Consider the following 18,306-nt stretch of genomic DNA (forward strand, 5'->3'; position numbering starts at 1 on the left):
CGGGCCGTGATCGTCGTCCTCGGCTCGATCAACGCCGACCTGTTCTTCGCCGTCGACCGGCTGCCGGGGCGCGGCGAGACCGTGCTGACCCCGACCGTGACCGTGCGGCCGGGCGGCAAAGGCGCCAACCAGGCAGCGGCCGCGGCCCGCGCCGGGGCGGTTGCGGCATTCTTCGGCTGCGTCGGCGAGGACAGTTCCGGCAGCGACATGCTGACGGCGTTGGCCGACACCGGCTGCGACGTCTCGGGCGTGCGGCGGGTCCCCGGCGCCACCGGCACCGCGGCGGTGATGGTCGAGGCCGGCGGCGAGAACCAGATCGTGGTGGCCAGCGGCGCCAACGGCGCGGTCGCGGCTGACCTGCTGGCGGACGCCGGGCTCGGCCCGGGCACCACCCTGGTGTGCCAGATGGAGATCCCGGTCGAGCAGACTGCCGCGGCCCTGCGGCGGGCCAGGGCGGCCGGCGCGCGGACCGTGCTGAATCTGGCACCGGCCCGGCCGATCCCGCCGTCGGCGCTGGCCGACGTGGACGTGCTGGTGGTCAACGAGCCGGAGGCCCGGACCCTGGAGGGCGAGGCCGGCACCCCGCTCGGCCTGGCACGCAACCTGGCGGCCCGGCACCGGCTCACCTGCATCGTCACCCTCGGCGGCGACGGGGCGGTGGCGGCCGAGGCCGACGGCACCGCCTGGTCGGTCGGGGTACTGCCGGTCGCGGCGGTCGACACCGTCGGCGCCGGCGACGCCTTCGTCGGGGTGCTGGCGGCGACCCTCGACGGCGGTGGCGCTCTGCCCGAGGCGATGCGCCGCGCCAGCGTCGCCGCCGGCCTCGCCTGCACCGCCGAGGGCGCGATGAGCAGCCTGCCGGACGCCGCGGTTATCGACGCCCGGCTCGCCGACCTTGCCCCGGCCGGCCGGCTGGACTAACCATCACCGACCTTTCGTTGCGGCCGGCGACCGGCCCCCAATCAGCACAGGAGCAGACCGATGGCGACGCTTTACGCGGGCGGCCTGGTATTCGACGGAACCGGCCGGCTGCTGGAGGATCACGGCGTGCTGGTCGAGGGGGCGACGATCGCGAAGCTCGCCCCGCTCGGCGAGTTCGACGGGTTCGCCGGCGAGCGGGTCGACACTTCGGGCGGCACCCTGCTGCCGGGTCTGGTCGACTGCCACGTCCACCTGTGCATGGGCGGCGAGGCCAACCCGCACGCCGCCATGGTGGTGCTGCGCGACAGCCAGATCGTCATGAAGGCGCTGGCCAACGCCCAGACCACCCTGCGCGGCGGCGTCACCTCGGTGCGCGACTGCGGCGGCAAGGACTACCTGGAGTTCGCGGTCCGCGACGCCTGCAACACCGGCCAGCAGCTCGGCCCGACGATCCGCGCCGCCGGCCGGATGATCTGCATGACCGGCGGTCACGGCAACCGGCTGGGCCGGATCGCCGACGGCGTCGACGAGGTGGTCAAGGCGGTGCGCGAGCAGGTGCACGCCGGCTCCGACGTCATCAAGATCATGGCGACCGGCGGCGTGATGACCCCGGGCGTCAACCCGGAGGATGCCCACTACACCGCCGAGGAGATGGCGGCCGGGATCCACGAGGGCCATCGCTTCCACAAGAGCTGCGCCAGCCACGCCCAGGGCTCGGAAGGCATCCTGAACGCGGTGCGCGGCGGGATCGACTCGATCGAGCACGGCATCTTCATGACCGACGAGTGCGTCGAGGAGATGACCAAGCGCGGCACCTACCTGGTGCCGACCCTGGCGGCGGTGAAGAACATCCTGGCCCACAAGGACCAGGGCGTGCCGGCCTACGCGGTCGAGAAGTGCGAGCGCGTCGTGGTCGACCACGTCAACTCGATCCGCAAGTTCTACAAGGCCGGCGGCAAGATCGCGATGGGGACCGACGCCGGCACCCCGTACAACCGGCACGGCGTGAATGCGCTGGAGCTGCAGTACATGGTCACCGAGGCCGGCATCTCGCCGGCCGACGCGCTGGTTTTCTCGACCCGCAACGGCACCGACCTGATGGGCGTGACCGACCGCGGCACGATCGCCGACGGCAAGGCCGCCGACCTGCTGATCGTCGACGGCAACCCGGTCGACGACATCGCCATGGCGGCGCTGGTCGCCAACCACCGCATGGTGGTGAAGAACGGCGTGGTGGCGAAGGCCCGGTAGTGGCGCGGCGACTTCGGACCCGCTTTCGGTGAACGGTCCTTTTCGGACACGTCCTGAACCCTATAGGGTGTCGGGCAGCGCTTCGGACGTTTGCGCCGCGGCAGCGCCGCGTTTCAGACGGACGGCGGGGACGAACTGGGGGCAACGATGTCGCGTAGGTGGATGGCGCCCGCTCTGGGTGTGCTGCTGTGTGTCGTACTGGCGGCGTGCGCCGGGCGCTCGTCGCCGCGCTCGACCTTCAACGACGGGCCGCCGTTCGGCGGGCCCGAGACCGAGATCGTCTACAGCTACAGCGTGAAGCTGATCCCTCCGGCCGGAATGGCGGACTGGGAGAGCCGGAAGGTCGCGTCCCTGCCAAGCATCCATCTAGCGGAGCTGGGCGCCTCCGGGACGCTCTCGCCGGAGCAGCGAAGCATGCTCGCGGGCAAGGCCGGCCCGAGCTACATCGAGCTGCCGGCGATCGAGAAGACCGGCTATGTCGCGCGCCGCGTCGACGCCGGCCGCTACGCCTTCGTAAAGGCGGTCGACGTGGCGCAGACCGGCGGCCAGGGCCTGGTCTGCTTCGATCAGGCGGGCCGTCCGCTCGACGCGTCCGCCGTCATCGACGTGCGCCCGGGGGCCACGGTCTACGCCGGGCATGTGTCGATGGAGATCGCGCTGGCGCCGTCTGCCGATCCCAAGGTCCTGGAGGCCTCGTTCGCCCGGCTCACGACGGCGCCTGCCGCACCCGGCGAGGATTTCGGGAAGCTCGGTGTCACCGAGGGTTCGGTGACCCGGCAGCCGTCGGCGCTAACCGCCTGTCAGCCATGGGTCTTTCGCGAGCTCATGGGCCGTCGCACGCAATGCACCGGCGAGACCCGCGGGCAGATCGACGACCGGGTCAAGGTCATTCGAGGCAACCGATCGATCATGCGGGACCTGTCCAAGCGTTTCAAATCCGCGTTTCCGGTCGGTCCCGAGCAGATTCTCCCTTGCCCGAGCTGAGCCGTTCGGTCGAATACCCTCTCGCCCGGACGCCGCGTCCACAACCAGGAACCCGATCATGCCGATCATCAACCGTATCGCCGATTTCCACGCCGACATGACCGCGTGGCGGCGCGAGCTGCACCAGCACCCGGAGCTGTCCTACGAGGAGGAGTGGACCAGCGACTTCGTGGCGAAGCAGCTGGAGTCGTTCGGCATCGAGGTGCACCGCGGCCTGGCCGTCACCGGCGTGGTCGGCAAGCTGGTCGGGCGTTCGGACAACGGCAAGGCGATCGGGCTGCGGGCCGACATGGATGCGCTGCCGATCACCGAGGCGACCGGTGCCGAGCATGCGTCGCTGAACCCCGGGCGCATGCACGCCTGTGGCCATGACGGCCACACCACCATGCTGCTGGGGGCGGCACGGTACCTGGCCGAGACCCGCAACTTCGACGGCACCGTGTACTTCATCTTCCAGCCGGCCGAGGAGGGCGGGGCCGGCGGCGACCGCATGGTCAAGGAAGGCCTGTTCGAGCTGTTCCCGGTCGAGACCGTGTGGGGCATGCACAACATGCCGGGCATGCCGGTCGGCGAGTTCGCGGTGAAGGCCGGGCCGATGATGGCCGGCACCAGCGAGTTCGACATCGTCGTTCACGGCCGCGGCGGCCACGCCGCCATGCCGTACCAGACCGTCGACCCGATCGTCGTCGCTTCCGAGCTGGTCGGCGCCCTGCAGTCGATCGCCAGCCGCAGCACCCACCCGCTCGACTCTGTCGTGGTGTCGGTCACCCAGATCCACGGCGGCGACGCCTACAACGTCATCCCGCCGCTGGTGAAGCTGTGCGGCACCGTGCGCACCTACCGCGACGAGGTCACCGACATCGCCGAGCGGCGCATGCGGCAGATCGTCGACGGCGTGACCGCCGCTCATGGCGGCCGCGGCGACGTCGACTTCCGGCGCGGCTACCCGGCGACCGTCAACCACGAGGCCGAGACCGAGATCGCGGCCCGGGTGGCGGCCGAGCTGGTCGGGGCCGACAAGGTGGACCGCAACCCGACCCCGAGCATGGGCGGCGAGGACTTCGCCTACATGCTGCGGGCCCGACCCGGCAGCTACATCTGGCTCGGCGCCGGCGAGGCCGAGGCCGGTGCGATGCTGCACAACCCGGGCTACGACTTCAACGACGAGGTGCTGCCGCTCGGCGCCAGCTACTGGTCGAAGCTGGTCGAGGCCGAGCTGCCGCGGGCGGAAGGATAACGGGGAGCGCCCGTCGCTTGGTGGGTTCCGGCGCCGGTCCGCCGAGGGCGGCCCGGTCCGGAATGACGACGGGGGGAGGGGGAACCGGCCGCCGCATCCCCGCTTCCGCCGAGGGCGGCCCGGTCCGGAATGACGATAGAGAGGTCGCGCGGGCCGACGCATCCCCCGATTTCGTCATTCCGGACGGCCGCGCGTGGGCGTGGCCGAGCCGGAACCCACGGCGCGACGGGCGCCGCCCGCTACCGGCAGGTCGCGTTGTACAGCCAGCTGTCGCCGCGCTGGTAGGCGAACACCTCGATCGCCTGCTCGGTCGTGGTGTAGCAGCTGAACAGCGGGATGGTGACGAAGTTGGTGAGCACGAAAGACACCGTGTAGTTGCCGTAGGTCGTTCCCGACAGGCAGAGCCGGCGGGTCTCGTTGCGGGCCAGCCGGAAGGTGGCGCGTTCGCGCGTCTTCATAAGAACGCGACCGGTGATGGTGAACGGCGCGCGGTTGCGCACCACCACGCAGACGTCACCGGTGAACTCGGGGCCGGAGGGTGGCTTCACCTCGCGCAGGTTCTCCTGTCCCCGGGGCTGCTGAGGAGGATCGTCGCAGCCGGCGAGCAGGCCGAGCGCCAGGACGGCGAGCAGGATGGAGCGGGCTGCGGTCATGGCCCGACTTTGGCGGTTTCGGGCAGCGCCCGCAATCGTGGGTGACCGCAGCGCGCCTATTCGCCGCCCCGGGCGCCACCGGCCGCGCGGCGCCGCGAGCGCGGGTCGAGGGCGTCGCGCAGGGCGTCTCCCAGCAGGTTGACGCTGACCACGGTCGCGAAGATCAGCACGCCCGGCCAGACCGCCAGCCGCGGACTCTCCCAGATCAGCTCCTGGGCGCCGGTCAGCATGTTGCCCCAGGACGGGGTCGGCGGCCGGATGCCGAGGCCGAGGAAACTCAGCACGCTCTCGAACAGCACCACGTTCCCGACCGCCAGCGTGGTCGCCACCAGGATCGGTGCCGCCGCGTTCGGCAGCACGTGGCGGACGGCGACGCGCAGCGGCGAGAAGCCGAGGGCGCGGGCGGCCTCGACGAATTCGCGTCGGCGCAGGCTGAGGGCGGCGGCGCGCACCAGCCGCGCCGTGGTCGGCCAGCCGACCAGCGCCACCAGCACCACCAGCCGGCCGAGCAGCACGGTTTCCGACGCCGCGGCCTCGGGCGACAGGCCGAGCTTGGTCAGGTCGACCGCCGCCAGCACGATCAGCAGCGGCAGCAGCGGCAGGGCGATCACCCCGTCGGCGAACCGCATCAGCACGGCGTCGGTGCGGCCCCCGAGATAGCCGGCGGCGAGGCCGATCGCGGTGCCGATCGCCGCCGCCGCGACCGCCGCCACCACGCCGACGGTCAGCGACACCCGGCCGCCGTACAGCAGCCGCAGCAGCAGGTCGCGCCCGAGTTCGTCGGTGCCCAGCGGGTGCGCGGCCGAGGGCGGCGCCAGCCGGCCGAACAGGTCGACCGCCTCGGCGTCCAGGCCGAGGGCGCGCTCGACCAGCGGCGCCGCCGCCGCGGCCAGGGCCAGCGCGACCAGGATCGCGGCCGCCAGGCTGGCGCCGGGACCGAGGCGTCGGACGATGGCGCTCACGCCCCGGGCTCCGCGCGGTAGACGATGCGCGGGTCGAGCCGGGCGTAGGCGAGGTCGGCCGCCAGGTTGCCGAGCAGGGTCGCCGCCGCTGCCACCAGCAGGCCGACCAGGGCCAGGTTGTAGTCGTTGCCCATGACCGCGTCGTAGATCGTCTTGCCCATGCCCGGCTGGGCGAACATGGTCTCGGTCACCAGCGCGCCGGACACCAGGCTGCCGAGGTCGAGGCCGAGCAGGGTGACCACCGGCAGGAGGGCGTTGCGCAGGGCGTGTCGCATGGTCACCACGCGCTCGCTGAGGCCCTTGGCGCGGGCGGTGCGGACGTAGTCCTCGCCGAGCGCCTCGATCAGGGCGGCGCGCAGGTGCCTCGTGTAGGCGGCGACGCTGGCGGCGGCCAGGGTGGCGACCGGCAGCACCAGATGGGCGGCGCGGTCGAGCAGGCCGCCTCCCTCGGCACCGACCGTTCCGCCGGCCGGCAGCCAGCCCAGGACCACGGCGAACACGATGATCAGGATCAGCGCCAGCCAGAACGGCGGTACCGAGATGCCGGCGAAGCACAGCAGGTTGACCCCGCGGTCGACGATCCCGCCGGGGTTGCGGGCCGCCACCGTGGCCGCCGGCAGGGCGACGGCGAGCGCCACCGCCAGCGCCAGGCCGATCAGCACCAGGGTCCGCGGCATGCGGTCGGCGACGATGTCCAGCACCGGCTGGGTGTACAGCCGCGAATAGCCGAGGTCGCCGTGCAGCGCGGCCCCCAGCCAGTGCAGGTAGCGCTCCCACAACGGCCGGTCGAGGCCCTGCAGCGCCTTCAGCCGGGCGATGTCCTGCGAGGTGATCCGCGGGTCGGCGCCGACCATCAGGTCGATCGGGTCGCCCGGCATCAGCCCGAGCAGGACGTAGGTCGCGGCCGACAGCAGCAGCAGGACCACCAGGGCCTGCACGATCCGCCCGGCGAGGTAGCGCAGCATGGCTTCAGCCGGCCCTTCGAACTCTGGGTCCCGGCTCCGTCACGCTTTCAGCGCGCCAATCCGGGATGAGGACAAATGGAGATCGCCCAAAACACCCCTCATCCCGGCCGAAGCCCGGGCTTGATCCGGGCGAAGAGCCGGGACCCACGAAGCGACGGGCGACGGCCGCCGTCACTCCGCCACCCTCCAGTCCTCGATCCAGTTGGTGGTCGTGTACTTGTGACCGGTCGGGCGGACGCCGGTCAGCCAGTTCGGCAGGATGTAGGGCTCGGCCCGGAAATACAGCGGGATAGCCGGCAGCTCGGTCGCGTAGATCCGCTGCATCTCGGCCCACAGCGCCTTGCGCCGGTCCGGGTCGAGCTCGATCTCGGCGGCGTCGATCAGGCGGTCCATCTCGGCGTTGCGGAAGCCGGTGGCGTTCTGGCCGGCCCAGTTGTTGGCTTCGGTCGGGATCGATTCCGAGTGCAGGGTGGTGCGCGGCAGGCTCTCCGGCGCCGACAGCCAGGCGAACATGGCGAGGCCGGTGAACCTGCGCTTCTGCACGGTCTCGCCGAAGAACACCCGGGCCGGCTCGTTGCGTATCCGGGTCTCGACGCCGACACGCTTCCAGTAGTCGGCCAGCACCTGCTCGACCAGCTCGCGGGTGCGGTTGCCGGCGGTGGTCATCAGCTCGACCGAGAGCCTCTCGCCCTTGCCGTTCATGCGGACGCCCTGGGGGCCGGGGGGCCAGCCGGCCTCCTCCAGCAGGGCGGCGGCGCGCGACGGGTCGAAGCCGTAGGTCGGCACGCTGTCGGATGCGTGCACCCGGTCGAGCGGGTGCACGAATCCGTCGGCCACCGGCTGCTTGCCGGCGAACAGCCGGTCGCTGATCGCCTGCCGGTCGACCGCCAGGATCAGCGCCTGCCGGACCCGGCGGTCGGCCAGGACCGGATTGTCCAGCATCACGTCCAGGTGCTCGTAGACCAATCCCGGCTGGTACAGCACGGCGAATCGGTCGCCGTGCCGCTTCTCGAAGGCGATCGCCTGGTCGACCGCCAGGCCGAGTTCGCCGGCGATCATGTCGATCGAGCCGGACAGCAGGTTGGCTTCCAGGGCCGAGGTGTTCTCGATGGCCCGGACCTCGACCCGGTCGAAGGCCGGCCGGGTGCCCTTCCAGTGCTCGTTGCGGGCCAGCACGATGCGGGCGCCGGTCTCGACCCGCGCCACCCGGTACGGGCCGTTCCACAGCCCGGGATTGGCCGGGTCGGTCTGGTACAGGGTGCGGTTGCGGTACTCGCGCGGCTCCGCGAAGGCCGGGCGCTCTAGATGCACCGGCAGCACCTGGAAATCGCCCATCGAGCGGTAGCGGTAGTCGAGCTTGCGTTCCACCACGGTGAAGCGCTTGTCGTCATGGACCACGATGTCGAGCACGTCGCGGTAGGCGCGGAAATTGGCGACCCCGGTATCCGGGTGGCGGCCGACCTCCCAGCCGAACAGCACGTCGGCGGTGGTGACCGGGGTGCCGTCGCCCCAGTACGCGTCGTCGCGCAGCGCGTAGGTCTTGCGCACGCCGTCGACCGGCTCGCCGGCCTCGGTCTTCGAGGGGAACCGCTCGGCGTCGCCGTCCTCCAGGCTCGGCAGCTTGACGACCAGCTGGGGCACCGGTTCCCAGTCGTGGCCCTCGATGGTCAGCTGCCGCTGGCTGGCGCCGAGTACATAGGACTTCGCCAGCATCGAATCGATCATCGGGTTCAGGGTGCCGGGGTACTGCGTCAACCCGATGGTCAGGGTGTCGCGCGGCGCCGCCCGGACCGGCGACGACAGCCCGCCGGCGCCCGCGGAGACGGTCGTCGAAGCGGCGAGCATGGCGAGCAGCGAGCGGCGACGGATCATCGGCGGGTCCTCCTGGCAGCGAGGATAGGCGCCGCCGACCGTCCGTCAAATTACCGTGCGTTCATCTCGCCGTTCAGCCGGCCTCGATCCGGCGCACGAAGGACTCCAGCAGCTTGCGGTACAGGGCGTCCTTGAGGACCTTGTCCTCGACGCCGGCGTCGATGTTCGGGTTGTCGTTGACCTCGACCACGAACACGCCGCGGCTGTTCTGCTTGAGGTCGACGCCGTACAGCCCGGTTCCCATCAGCCGGGCGGCCGCCACGGCGGTGTCCAGCACCTGCTTCGGGGTGTCCTCCACGGCCATGGTGCGGAAGCCGCCCGACTTGGCCGGGCCGGTGGCGGTGTGGTTGTAGATCTGCCAGTGCTTCGGGGCCATCGTGTACTGTGAGACGAACAGCGGCTTGCCGTCGAGCACGCCGACCCGCCAGTCGAACTCGGTCGGCATGAACTCCTGGGCCAGGATCAGGTCGCTGTCGTCCAGCAGCTCGCGCGACATGCGCTTGAGCATGTCCAGGTTGTCGGCCTTCATCACGCCGCGCGAGAACGAGCCGTCCGGGATCTTCAGCACGATCGGGAACGACAGCTCGTCGGTGGCCCGCTTCACGCTGCGGGAATCGAGCACCAGGGTCTTCGGCGCCGGGATCTTCTTGGCCGCCAGGGTCTCGGCCAAGAACACCTTGTTGGTGCAGCGCAGGATCGAGGTCGGGTCGTCGATCACCGGCATGCCCTCGTCCTCGGCCTTGCGGGCGAACCGGTAGGTCGGGTTGTCCAGTGCCGTCGTCATGCGGATGAACAGGGCGTCGAACTCGGCCAGCCGGGAGTAGTCCTTCGGCTGGATCAGCTCGACCGACACGCCCATCTGGGCACCGACCCGCTCCAGGGTGGCCAGCGCCTTCGGGTCGGACGGCGGCATCGCCTCCTTCGGGTCGTGCAGCACCGCCAGGGTGTAGCGTACCCGCTTCGGGCCCTTCGGCGCGCGCCAGGCCCGCCGGGTGTAGGCCTCCAGCGCGGCGGCGAACACCGGCTGCTCGGCGGCGTGCAGCTCGTCGATGGTGCGCGGCCGGATCGCCTTGACGTAGAAGCCCCATTCCGGGTCGCGGCGGATCTGCACCCGCAGGATCGGCGCCCGGAACCGGTCGAACGCCTCGCGCGCCACCCGCTCGTAGCGCGGATCGGCGGTGCGGCCGAAATAGACGTCGATCGAGAACGAGGCCTCGGGCGTTTCCTTGATCCGGGCGAGCGTGCGCAGCAGCACCCGCTCGACCGCCCGCATCCCGGTCCAGGCCCGGCTGCGCTCCTTCAGCGACAGGATGGCGGCGGCTGACGGGATGACGCGGTGGCCGCGCGCCTCGGCCAGCAGCGACGCGTAGTAGCCCTGGCCGAGATAGACCAGGTCGCGCGACAGGTTGACGATACGGACCGTCTCGTCGCCGAAGCCGGAGGGCTGGGTGAGGTAGTCGCGGGTCCGCATCACCCGCAGCCCCTCGGGCGGAATCGGCAGGTCCTCCATCCGGTCGACCAGGACGACGAGCGCGCTCATGCATCGTGCTCCTTGCCGGCGGTCTTCTTGCGGACGGTCGCCTTGCCGCGCAGCAGGACCGCCGCCTGCAGGCGGGAGCGGCCGTAGCGTGCCATGCTGTCGAAGGCGGAACGGGGAACGGGCACGTGGACGCAGTCCACGTCGGTCTTCAGCAGGTCGTCGTCCATGTCGGGGTCGTGCACCAGCAGGAAGCGATCGTCGACGCCGGTCACGACGATCCAATGGGGAACCTTCTCGGCGTTGAATCGGTAGGAGCTGATAAGCAGGATCGGGATCCAGCCGTCGTCGAGCGCCTGCTTGAGGGTGTCGGCGGTGATCGGGGCGATCTCCGCCTTCAGGCCGGCGGCCCGGAAGTCGGCCCGGACCGAGGCCTGGGCCCGCTCCATGATCCGCTTCTTTTCGACGCTGCGCACGCTCTCCAGGAACAGCGGCCCGCTGCGGGTGACGATGGTGCGGACCTGGAAGCCGCGGCGATGGGCGGCCAGCGACAGGCCGAACGGCCCGCAGCCGCCGTGCCCCGAGGTCATGAAGATGGTGGTCGCCTCGCGCCAGATCCGGATCTCGTCGTCCGGGTCGATCGGCCGCGCCGGGTCGAGCGCCGACATCGCCATCATCAGGCAGGCCGGGCCACAGGTGAAGTCGGTGGTCTGGTGGTAGTAGGGGACCTGCGGCACGCTCGGCGCCGGGCTGAACTTCATGCGCTTCTCGTAGCGCCAGCCGTCGCTCTCGTCCTCGTAGTAGTGCGGCAGCGGCGCCAGCCGGCGATAGCCCCGGCTCTCGTACAGCGCGATGGCGGCGGCGTTGTCGGTCCGCACCTCGAGCCGCAGCGCCACGCAGTCATGCGCCCGGGTCTCGGCCTCGGCGTAGTCGAGCAGGCGGACGCCGATGCCGCGGCCGCGGGCTTCGGGGTGGACCGCCAGGGAGTACAGCCGGGCCAGCGCAGTGCCGAGATGGAACAGCACGATGCCGTAACCCAGGAGCTCGCCGTCCGTGCCCTCGGCCTGGGCGACGAACAGCGACGCCTTAGCCTTGGTGAGCATGTGGTGGAAGCTGCGGCGCGACAGCCGGTCGGTCTCGAAGCAGGTCTCTTCGAGCCGGACCAGGGCGGGGATGTCGGCCAGACGGCCGGCCCGTATCGCGAACGGCGCGCGGTGGCGCGGCGTCGGTGCCGGGGTGGTCGGGGTCTGCAGGGCGTTAGCGGACATCGTCGGGACGCCTTTCGCGTCGGAGAGGCGGACCACGTTGCTCCGCCCGCTCCTAAATCGATGATCCGCGGTGCAAGTCAAATGCGTCAAGCGCATGACTGGGCGTCGGTTTCTCTCTGAGGGCGCCGGACGTCGTCGGTCGCGCCGACGACGTGCCGGACGGCGTGGTCGCGGTCGATCTCGCCGCGCGGCGCCAGTTCCCAGATCCAGGTCTCGTCGTGTTCCGGTGCGGCGGCGCCCTTCAGCGGATCCAGGGTTGCGATCACCGAGCCGTCCGGGCCGGCGATCTCGATCGCGCGGTCGCAGATCAGCGCGGCCGGGCAGGGGAGCCGTCGCAGCCAGTCGAGATGCGCCTGCACCAGTGCCCGGCCGATCCGGTCGGCCGTGGCGTCGTCCAGGTCGCGGGTCGCCACCACGGCCAGCTGCGAGAGCAGGTTGACCGACGCCACGAACCGGGTGCCGGGCTCGCCCAGCAGGAAGCGCGGCTCGGCGACCGGCGCCAGCGACGGCAGCGACTCCGTCACGTCGCGGCGCAGGCAGGTCACGTTGCCGAGCCGCCGGGCCGCCCGCCGGGTCGCGGTGGAGAACGCCAGGTCGACCAGCCGGACCCGGCGGAACCGCGTCGCCAGCTCTTCCAGCGGCACGTCGTACAGGTGGCCGGCCCCCAGGATCACGGCGGTGCCGTCCGGGTCGGCCGCGGCGGCGGCGCGCAGCACCGCCGCCCGGCTGCGGGCCTCGTGCGACGCCCAGGCCGCGCGGTGCCGACGCCGACGGGCGGCGATCGCCACGAACTCGGACAGGTGCCCGGACCGCCGGGCGAACGGCAGGCTCGGGGTGACCAGCCACTCCAGGGCTTCGCGGATCATGGGGCGAGTGTAGCCGTCGTATCCGTGGTGTCGCGATTGCTGAGGCGGCGTCCTACCCCGCCAGCCGCGCCCGGTCGACGATGGCGTGCACCGGCAGGTCCGCCGCACCGCCGCCGAAATGGCCGCGCCAGCCCTCGCCGAGCCGGGTGGCGCAGAACGCCGCCGCGACTTCCGCGGGAGCTTGGGCGATCATCAATGCGGCCTGGAAGGCGTGGGCCATGCGCTCCACCACGTGGCGGGCGGGCGTCTCGTCGGCGGCGAGCCGCGGCAGCAGCTCGGCCAGCGCGTCGGCCTCGCGGTCGAGCAGCGGGTCGGCGCCGCGGTCGGCGCGCAGCACGTCCAGGAACGCGTCGACGGTCGCCGGCTCGCGGCGGATCGCCCGCACCACGTCGAGGCAGATGACGCTGCCGGTACCTTCCCAGATGCCGTTCAGCGGCGCCTCGCGGTACAGCCGGGCCATCAGGTGGTCCTCGATGAAGCCGTTGCCGCCGTGGCACTCGAGCGCTTCGGTGACGACCGCCGGGGCGCGCTTGCAGGCCCAGTACTTGGCCATCGGCGTGGCGATCCGGCCGAGCAGCCGCTCGCCCTCGTCGGTCGCCTCGCGGTCGAGGGTGGCGGCGAGGCGCAGCCCCATCCAGGTCATGCCCTCGACCTCCAGCGCCAGGTCGGCGACGACCGGCCCATGATCGGCAGGTCGACCAGCCGCTTCTGGAAGGCGGAGCGGTTGCTGGTGTGGTGGATCGCCTGGGTGACCGCCTGGCGCATCAGCCCGGCCGAGCCGACCGCGAAGTCGAGCCGAGTCAGGTGCGCCATCTCGATCGAGGCGCGGATGCCGTGGCCCTCCTCGCCGACCAGCTGCGCCTCCATGTCGTAGAACTCGACCTCGGAGGAGGCGTTCGACTTGTTGCCGCACTTGTCCTTCAAGCGCTGGATCTTCAGGCGGTTGCGGCTGCCGTCGGGCAGCCAGCCGCGCGCCAGGAAGCAGGTCACGCCCTTCTCGGTCTGCGCCAGGGTCAGGAACACGTCGGACTGCGGCACCGAGAAGAACCACTTGTGGCCGGTCAGCAGCCAGGTCGAGCCGGGGCCGCGATCGTTGCCGGCCGGCCGGGCCGTGGTCTGGGTGCGCCTGAGGTCCGAGCCGCCCTGTTTCTCGGTCATCGCCATGCCGACGGTGACCGCCCGCTTCCGCTCGGCCGGCAGCGGCCGCGGGTCGTAGTCGTCGCGCAGGATCATCGGCTCCCAGTGCGCCGTCAGGTCGGGGGCGTGGCGCAGGGCGGCGACCGACGAGAAGGTCATGCCCATCGGGCAGCAGATGCCGTTCTCCGCCTGGTTCCACAGGTAGGACAGCGCGGCCCGGGCGACCTGCGAGCCGGGCCGCCTGTCGACCCAGGACAGGGAGTGGCTGCCGCTGCCGAAGCAGCGCGCCATAAGCTCGTGCCAAGCCGGATGGAACTCGATCTGGTCGACCCGGTTGCCGAACCGGTCGTGGGTACGCAGCTCCGGCAGGACCCGGTTGGCCTGGCGGGCCAGCAGGCGGGTCTCGGCCGAGCCGGTCACCCGTCCGGCCGCATGCAGGCGGTCGGTCGCCCAGCCGGCGTCGAAGGCGGCGACCGCGTCCCGAAGCACCGCGTCGCCGCCGAACAGGTCGACGTCGCCGAGGTCGCCCGACTGGTTGTAGACGTCGTGGGTCGCGTAGGTTGCCTCTGCTGCAGTCATCGATCTACCTCCGTGGGGGCTTCCTCCGTGGGATCGGGCGCGTCGACGATCGCCAGGCAGAGCCCGGCGATGTCGGCCGCCAGCTTGTCGTCGTCGTCGAGCAGGGTGGCCGGAGTCAGCGGGCCGACCAGCGCCTCCATGAAGGCGCCGACCACGCAGGCGGCGGCCAGTTTCGGATCGACCGGCCGGAACGCGCCCCGGGCGACGCCGTCGGCGATCAGGCCGGCCAGCGCCTCGCCGATCCGGCGCCGCCATTCCAGTCTCGCGTCGTCGACCGCCGCCTCCACCGGCTCGGCGATCATGGCGTAGGCCAGCCGGCGGTTGTGCAGGGCGCGGCGGGCGAACGCGGACACCGCGTCGCGCAGGCGCTGCCCCGGGGCACCGTCGGCCTCGCAGATCGAGCGGATGACCTCCAGCTCGCGTGCCGACACTTCGGCGACCAGGGCGGCGCACAGCTCGGCCTTGGTCGGGTAGTAGCGGTAGATGGTGCCGACGGCGGTACCGGCGGCGGCGGCCACGGCCAGCATCTGCAGGTCCCGGAACCCGCCGTCGCTGACCACGCGTCGCGCCGCCGCCAACAGGTCGCGACGCCGCCGTTCGGAGCGGGAGGACGGTTCAACTGGCGTGAACATGAATTCATATTCATTTTTGCGACATGTCAAGGCGGTCCCGGCACCGCTTCGCTATCGGTGAGCGCGGCCCACGGAGCGCGCATCGGGAAGTACGTAGATCCGGATCGACCGTGATGTCGTGTATGATGCGGATGAATTGCCGCGGCCGAGCCGGAGTTGGCCATGGACTCAGCAAGCGACACGCGCGAGGTGCGGTATCGGCGGTCGGTCGCGACCGTGGACGCCGACGAGTCCTGGGCGCTGGCCAGGCGGCTGGCGGACGGCGAAACCGATTGCTGCGATGCGTTGATGGCGCGGCTCGGCAGCCCGCCGCCGCTGATCGCCTGGAACCCGGACCCGCAGGACCTGGATTCCGTGGCCCTTCGTCATCTTGCCGAATGGTGGCGGGACGCGGCCGCCGAGGCGGGCGGTCCGCCGGGTCCGGACACGGTCGATCCCCTGATGCTGCGGCCGGCGCTGGGCGCGATATCGCTGCTCGACGTGCTCGACGGCGGACGGGACTTTCGGTTCCGGCTGCACGGCTCCGACATCGCCACCACGCTGGGCACGGACATGACCGGCATGATGGTCGGCCAGATGACCATCCCGTTCATGGCGTTCCTGACGGTGACCTATCGCGCGCAGATCCTGCGCCCCGAACCGCTGCTGCTGCGCTACACGCCGGCGATGCAGTTCTTTCTCTCGGCCTGGTGGCGCATCGGGTTGCCGCTGATGCGGGACGGCGAGGTCGTGCGGCTGCTGGTCGGGATGGAGCGCGCGCCGCGTCAGTCCGAACTCTGAGGTCGCCACCGGCCCGCTGTCGGGCGGTTCACGCCGCCGGATGTCGGGCCGCCCAGTGCCGGGCGATGTCGGCACGCTTCGCCACCCACACGCCCTCCTTGGCCATGCAGTAGTCGAGCAGCCGGGCGAGGCCGGCGGCGCGCGAGGGGTGGCCGATCAGGCGGAGGTGCAGCCCGCACGACATCATCCGCGGGGTCTCCGCCCCTTCCTCCCACAGCAGGTCGATGGCGTCCCGCACATGCGCCACGTAGTCGTCGGCGGTCGGGAAGTGGTTGCGCGAGAACTTGGAGTCGTTGGTGGCGAGCGAGTACGGCACCACCAGGTGCGGGGTGTCGCCGACCCGGGTCCAGTACGGCAACTCGTCGGCGTAGCTGTCGCTGTCGTAGAGGAAGCCGCCGTGCTCGACCAGCAATCGCCTCGTGTTCACGCTCGGTCCGTGCCGGCAGTACCAGCCCGGCGGCCGGGCGCCGGTGGTGCGCTCCAGCGACTCGACGGCCCGGCGGATGTGCTCGCGCTCCTGGTCCTCGGTCAGCCGCCAGTGCTCGACCCAGCGCCAGCCGTGACAGCAGATGTCCCAGTCGGTCTCGCGGATCGCCGCGGCGGCCTCGTCGTTGCGCTCCAGAGCCAGGGCGCAGGCGTTGACGGTCGCCGGCAGGCCGCGCTCGGTGAACAGCCGGTGCAGCCGCCAGAACCCGACCCGGGTCCCGTACTCGTACATGCTCTCGGCCGCGAGGTCGCGCGAGCCGGGGCCGTTCGGCGAGTCAGGGGACTCGGTCAGGCTGGCCTCGGAGAAGCCGTCGCCGTCCGGGATCGAGTACTCGGACCCCTCCTCGTAGTTGATCACGAAGTTGACCGCGACCCGGGCGCCGCCCGGCCAGTCGGCTCTGGGCGGGGTCCGGCCGTAGCCGACGAAGTCGCGGTCGAGATGGGGCGGCAGGTTCGGGTCGGGTGCGCTCATGCCGGCATCGGAGCACGCGCGGGCCGGCGCGGCAACGGGGCTAGGCGCGGGCGCCCGGCTCCAGGATCTCCAGTTCCGGCAGTTCCCTGGCCAGCGCCCGACGCAGCAGCCCGGCGAGGGTGCGGTAGCCGTCCTGGCGCACGCTCGATCGCCGCCAGGCCAGGCCGACGGCACGGTGCAGGGCGCGGTCCGCGAGCTCGAGGGTCCTGATGCTGTCGTCGCGGGCCGCCACGGTCCGCACATAGAGCGCCGGCAGGAAGGTCAGGCCGAGGCCCATCGCCACCATCTCCCGCAGGGTGTCGAGGCTGGTGCCCTCGTAGTCGAAGCGCAGGCGCGCGCCGTGGTCCTGGCAGAACGCGAGGACCACGTCGTGGAGCTGGTGGCCGGCACCGAGCGCCAGGACGTCCTGGTCACGCAGGTCGGCACGCCGGACAGTGCCCCGGCTCGCCAGCGGATGGTCGGCGGCCACCGCGAGATACAGCCGCTCGCGGAACAGCGGCTCGACAACCAGTTCGCGCAGCCTGACCGGCAGCGGCGCCATCACCAGGTCGTAGCGGCCCTCGCGCAGGGCCGCCGGCAGGCCGCCCGGCAGTTCCTCCCTGACGTACAGCTTCAGCTTCGGATGGGTTCGGTGCAGCTCCGGGATCACCTGGGGCAGCAGGTAGGGGCCGACGGTCGGCGGCAGGCCGAGCCGCATGACGCCGGACAGCTCGGTGCCGCGGCTGACCGCCAGGGTCCGGATCTCCTGCGCATCCGCCAGCATGCGCCGCGCGATCCCGACGACCTCGGCACCGAGCGGCGTCAGGATCACCCTCGTGCGGCTGCGCTCCACCAGCCGCGCGCCGAGCCGGTCCTCGAGCGCCTTGAGCTGGCCGCTGAGGGTCGGTTGGGTGGTGTTGCAGCGCTCGGCAGCCCGGCGGAAGTGCAGGGTCTCCGCGATCGCCACCAGGTATTCGAGCTGTCGGAGCGAGGGCATCCGGCAAGCATGGGAGATCGTTCGAATCCGGTCCAGCGATGCTGTCGGTGATCGGAAAATCCGATCAATCGGAGATCGGTTTCCGATTGGCGGCAGGGCTCCACGATCGCCACTTCGTCCTGACCGCATCGCCATGCATAAGGGGGAGCGACGCGTCCACGGCACGACCGGACAACGGAAGATCGCCGAAACCGTTCAGGCAGATCATCAGCGGCGATACGGTCGGAGGCATGCTGCTGATCTCGGCGACCGTCGCAGCGCCGGTGTTCTCGAACACCTCGCTGAACGGGCTGTACGCGTCGCTCCTCAATATTCAGAACTCGCTCGGCATCGCCGTCGGCCCGGCGGCTGGCGGTCGATCGAGCCGGTCGCGGCGGGAGGGGGCCGGCGGCTCCGGGTCCGTGGCTCATCCGCGCATGAATACCGCGAAGCAGCGTCCGATACGGTGACCGTCCGGGTCGTGGCGGCAACCGGCGGCGCCGTCGGGGCCGACCTGGAACTCCTCGCCGGCGAAGAACGGCGCGCCGCACCTGGCGCACCATGCCACCGGCCGGTCGCCGTCAGTGGTGTCGGCCAAGTAGCGGGTCTCGGCTCGCTGAATTGCCGGCAGCTGGTCGGCGTAGGGTCCCTTGAGCGCCTGCAGGGCGTGCCACTTCTCGCTGAACGCGCGACGGTCGAGTTCGGGATGCGGGTCGGGCCTTGCGCTGTCCGCACTCATGGTTCCTCCCGGTCGGGCATGTCGCATAGTTGCAATGCACCTTCCGGAGAGTAGTCTGCACGGTTGCGCG

At 71.4% G+C, this 18,306-nt stretch carries 19 protein-coding genes; 6 read left to right on the forward strand and 13 right to left on the reverse strand.

Annotation, left to right across the window (positions count from 1 at the left end; genetic code table 11):
- Positions 1-6: 6 nt before the first annotated feature.
- The 4 genes from IE246_RS16350 to IE246_RS16365 all read left to right on the forward strand — a co-directional run bounded on the left by IE246_RS16350 (position 7) and on the right by IE246_RS16365 (position 4,393).
- A complete protein-coding gene (locus tag IE246_RS16350; RefSeq protein ID WP_189991534.1) occupies positions 7-921 on the forward strand; it encodes a PfkB family carbohydrate kinase in 915 nt (304 codons plus the stop codon).
- Positions 922-981: 60 nt separating this feature from the next.
- Positions 982-2,172 carry a metal-dependent hydrolase family protein gene (locus IE246_RS16355; protein ID WP_189991536.1) on the forward strand — a complete coding sequence of 397 codons (1,191 nt, stop codon included), beginning with the start codon at positions 982-984 and terminating at the stop codon, positions 2,170-2,172.
- Between the two features lie 162 nt (positions 2,173-2,334).
- On the forward strand, positions 2,335-3,156 hold the full coding sequence (locus tag IE246_RS16360) for a hypothetical protein (RefSeq protein WP_189991538.1): 822 nt from the start codon (positions 2,335-2,337) through the stop codon (positions 3,154-3,156).
- A 58-nt stretch (positions 3,157-3,214) separates the two neighbouring features.
- The gene (locus tag IE246_RS16365) at positions 3,215-4,393 is read left to right on the forward strand and encodes a M20 aminoacylase family protein (protein WP_189991540.1); all 1,179 of its coding nucleotides are present in this window, start codon (positions 3,215-3,217) and stop codon (positions 4,391-4,393) included.
- Between the two features lie 239 nt (positions 4,394-4,632).
- Here IE246_RS16365 and IE246_RS16370 read toward each other — a convergent pair whose 3' ends face one another.
- The 10 genes from IE246_RS16370 to IE246_RS16415 all read right to left on the reverse strand — a co-directional run bounded on the left by IE246_RS16370 (position 4,633) and on the right by IE246_RS16415 (position 14,804).
- Positions 4,633-5,046, reverse strand: coding sequence for a hypothetical protein (locus IE246_RS16370; RefSeq protein WP_189991542.1), 414 nt, complete (start codon positions 5,044-5,046; stop codon positions 4,633-4,635).
- A 56-nt stretch (positions 5,047-5,102) separates the two neighbouring features.
- On the reverse strand, positions 5,103-6,008 hold the full coding sequence (locus tag IE246_RS16375) for an ABC transporter permease (RefSeq protein ID WP_229837286.1): 906 nt from the start codon (positions 6,006-6,008) through the stop codon (positions 5,103-5,105).
- Positions 6,005-6,973, reverse strand: a complete 969-nt coding sequence (locus IE246_RS16380) for an ABC transporter permease (protein ID WP_189991544.1) — start codon at positions 6,971-6,973, stop codon at positions 6,005-6,007. Before IE246_RS16380 ends, IE246_RS16375 begins: the two co-directional genes overlap by 4 nt.
- A gap of 171 nt (positions 6,974-7,144) precedes the next feature.
- Positions 7,145-8,845 (reverse strand): peptide ABC transporter substrate-binding protein, encoded by a 1,701-nt coding sequence (locus IE246_RS16385; RefSeq protein WP_189991546.1) that lies wholly within the window; start codon positions 8,843-8,845, stop codon positions 7,145-7,147.
- 73 nt (positions 8,846-8,918) lie between these two features.
- Complete coding sequence (locus tag IE246_RS16390; RefSeq protein WP_189991548.1) at positions 8,919-10,385, reverse strand: RimK family ATP-grasp domain-containing protein; 1,467 nt, start codon at positions 10,383-10,385, stop codon at positions 8,919-8,921.
- Positions 10,382-11,590 carry a GNAT family N-acetyltransferase/peptidase C39 family protein gene (locus IE246_RS16395; RefSeq protein WP_189991550.1) on the reverse strand — a complete coding sequence of 403 codons (1,209 nt, stop codon included), beginning with the start codon at positions 11,588-11,590 and terminating at the stop codon, positions 10,382-10,384. The genes IE246_RS16390 and IE246_RS16395 overlap by 4 nt, the downstream gene beginning before the upstream one ends.
- 86 nt (positions 11,591-11,676) lie before the next feature.
- Complete coding sequence (locus IE246_RS16400) at positions 11,677-12,456, reverse strand: hypothetical protein (RefSeq protein ID WP_189991552.1); 780 nt, start codon at positions 12,454-12,456, stop codon at positions 11,677-11,679.
- A 52-nt stretch (positions 12,457-12,508) separates the two neighbouring features.
- Positions 12,509-13,099, reverse strand: coding sequence for an acyl-CoA dehydrogenase family protein (locus tag IE246_RS28140; protein WP_189991554.1), 591 nt, complete (start codon positions 13,097-13,099; stop codon positions 12,509-12,511).
- Positions 13,096-14,172: an acyl-CoA dehydrogenase family protein gene (locus tag IE246_RS28145; protein WP_189991556.1), complete on the reverse strand. Its 1,077-nt coding sequence runs from the start codon at positions 14,170-14,172 to the stop codon at positions 13,096-13,098. Before IE246_RS28145 ends, IE246_RS28140 begins: the two co-directional genes overlap by 4 nt.
- The gene (locus IE246_RS16415; RefSeq protein ID WP_189991558.1) at positions 14,169-14,804 is read right to left on the reverse strand and encodes a TetR family transcriptional regulator; all 636 of its coding nucleotides are present in this window, start codon (positions 14,802-14,804) and stop codon (positions 14,169-14,171) included. The genes IE246_RS28145 and IE246_RS16415 overlap by 4 nt, the downstream gene beginning before the upstream one ends.
- Before the next feature lie 162 nt (positions 14,805-14,966).
- On the opposite strand from IE246_RS16415, the gene IE246_RS16420 reads away from it, so the two are divergent.
- Entirely contained in the window at positions 14,967-15,584 is a 618-nt protein-coding gene (locus IE246_RS16420; RefSeq protein ID WP_189991560.1) for a PAS domain-containing protein, read from the forward strand.
- Positions 15,585-15,612: 28 nt separating this feature from the next.
- Here IE246_RS16420 and IE246_RS16425 read toward each other — a convergent pair whose 3' ends face one another.
- Entirely contained in the window at positions 15,613-16,542 is a 930-nt protein-coding gene (locus IE246_RS16425) for an allantoinase PuuE (protein WP_189991562.1), read from the reverse strand.
- A 40-nt stretch (positions 16,543-16,582) separates the two neighbouring features.
- Entirely contained in the window at positions 16,583-17,518 is a 936-nt protein-coding gene (locus IE246_RS16430) for a LysR substrate-binding domain-containing protein (protein WP_189991564.1), read from the reverse strand.
- Positions 17,519-17,556: 38 nt separating this feature from the next.
- Here IE246_RS16430 and IE246_RS16435 point away from each other — a divergent pair, with 38 nt between their 5' ends.
- Positions 17,557-17,967, forward strand: coding sequence for a hypothetical protein (locus tag IE246_RS16435; protein WP_189991566.1), 411 nt, complete (start codon positions 17,557-17,559; stop codon positions 17,965-17,967).
- Here the strand turns inward: IE246_RS16435 and IE246_RS16440 are convergent.
- On the reverse strand, positions 17,925-18,236 hold the full coding sequence (locus IE246_RS16440; RefSeq protein WP_189991568.1) for a hypothetical protein: 312 nt from the start codon (positions 18,234-18,236) through the stop codon (positions 17,925-17,927). The two genes, IE246_RS16435 and IE246_RS16440, sit on opposite strands and share 43 nt — an antisense overlap.
- Positions 18,237-18,306: the final 70 nt, after the last annotated feature.

The sequence above is a fragment of the Thalassobaculum fulvum genome, from assembly GCF_014652915.1.
GTDB lineage: Bacteria > Pseudomonadota > Alphaproteobacteria > Thalassobaculales > Thalassobaculaceae > Thalassobaculum_A > Thalassobaculum_A fulvum.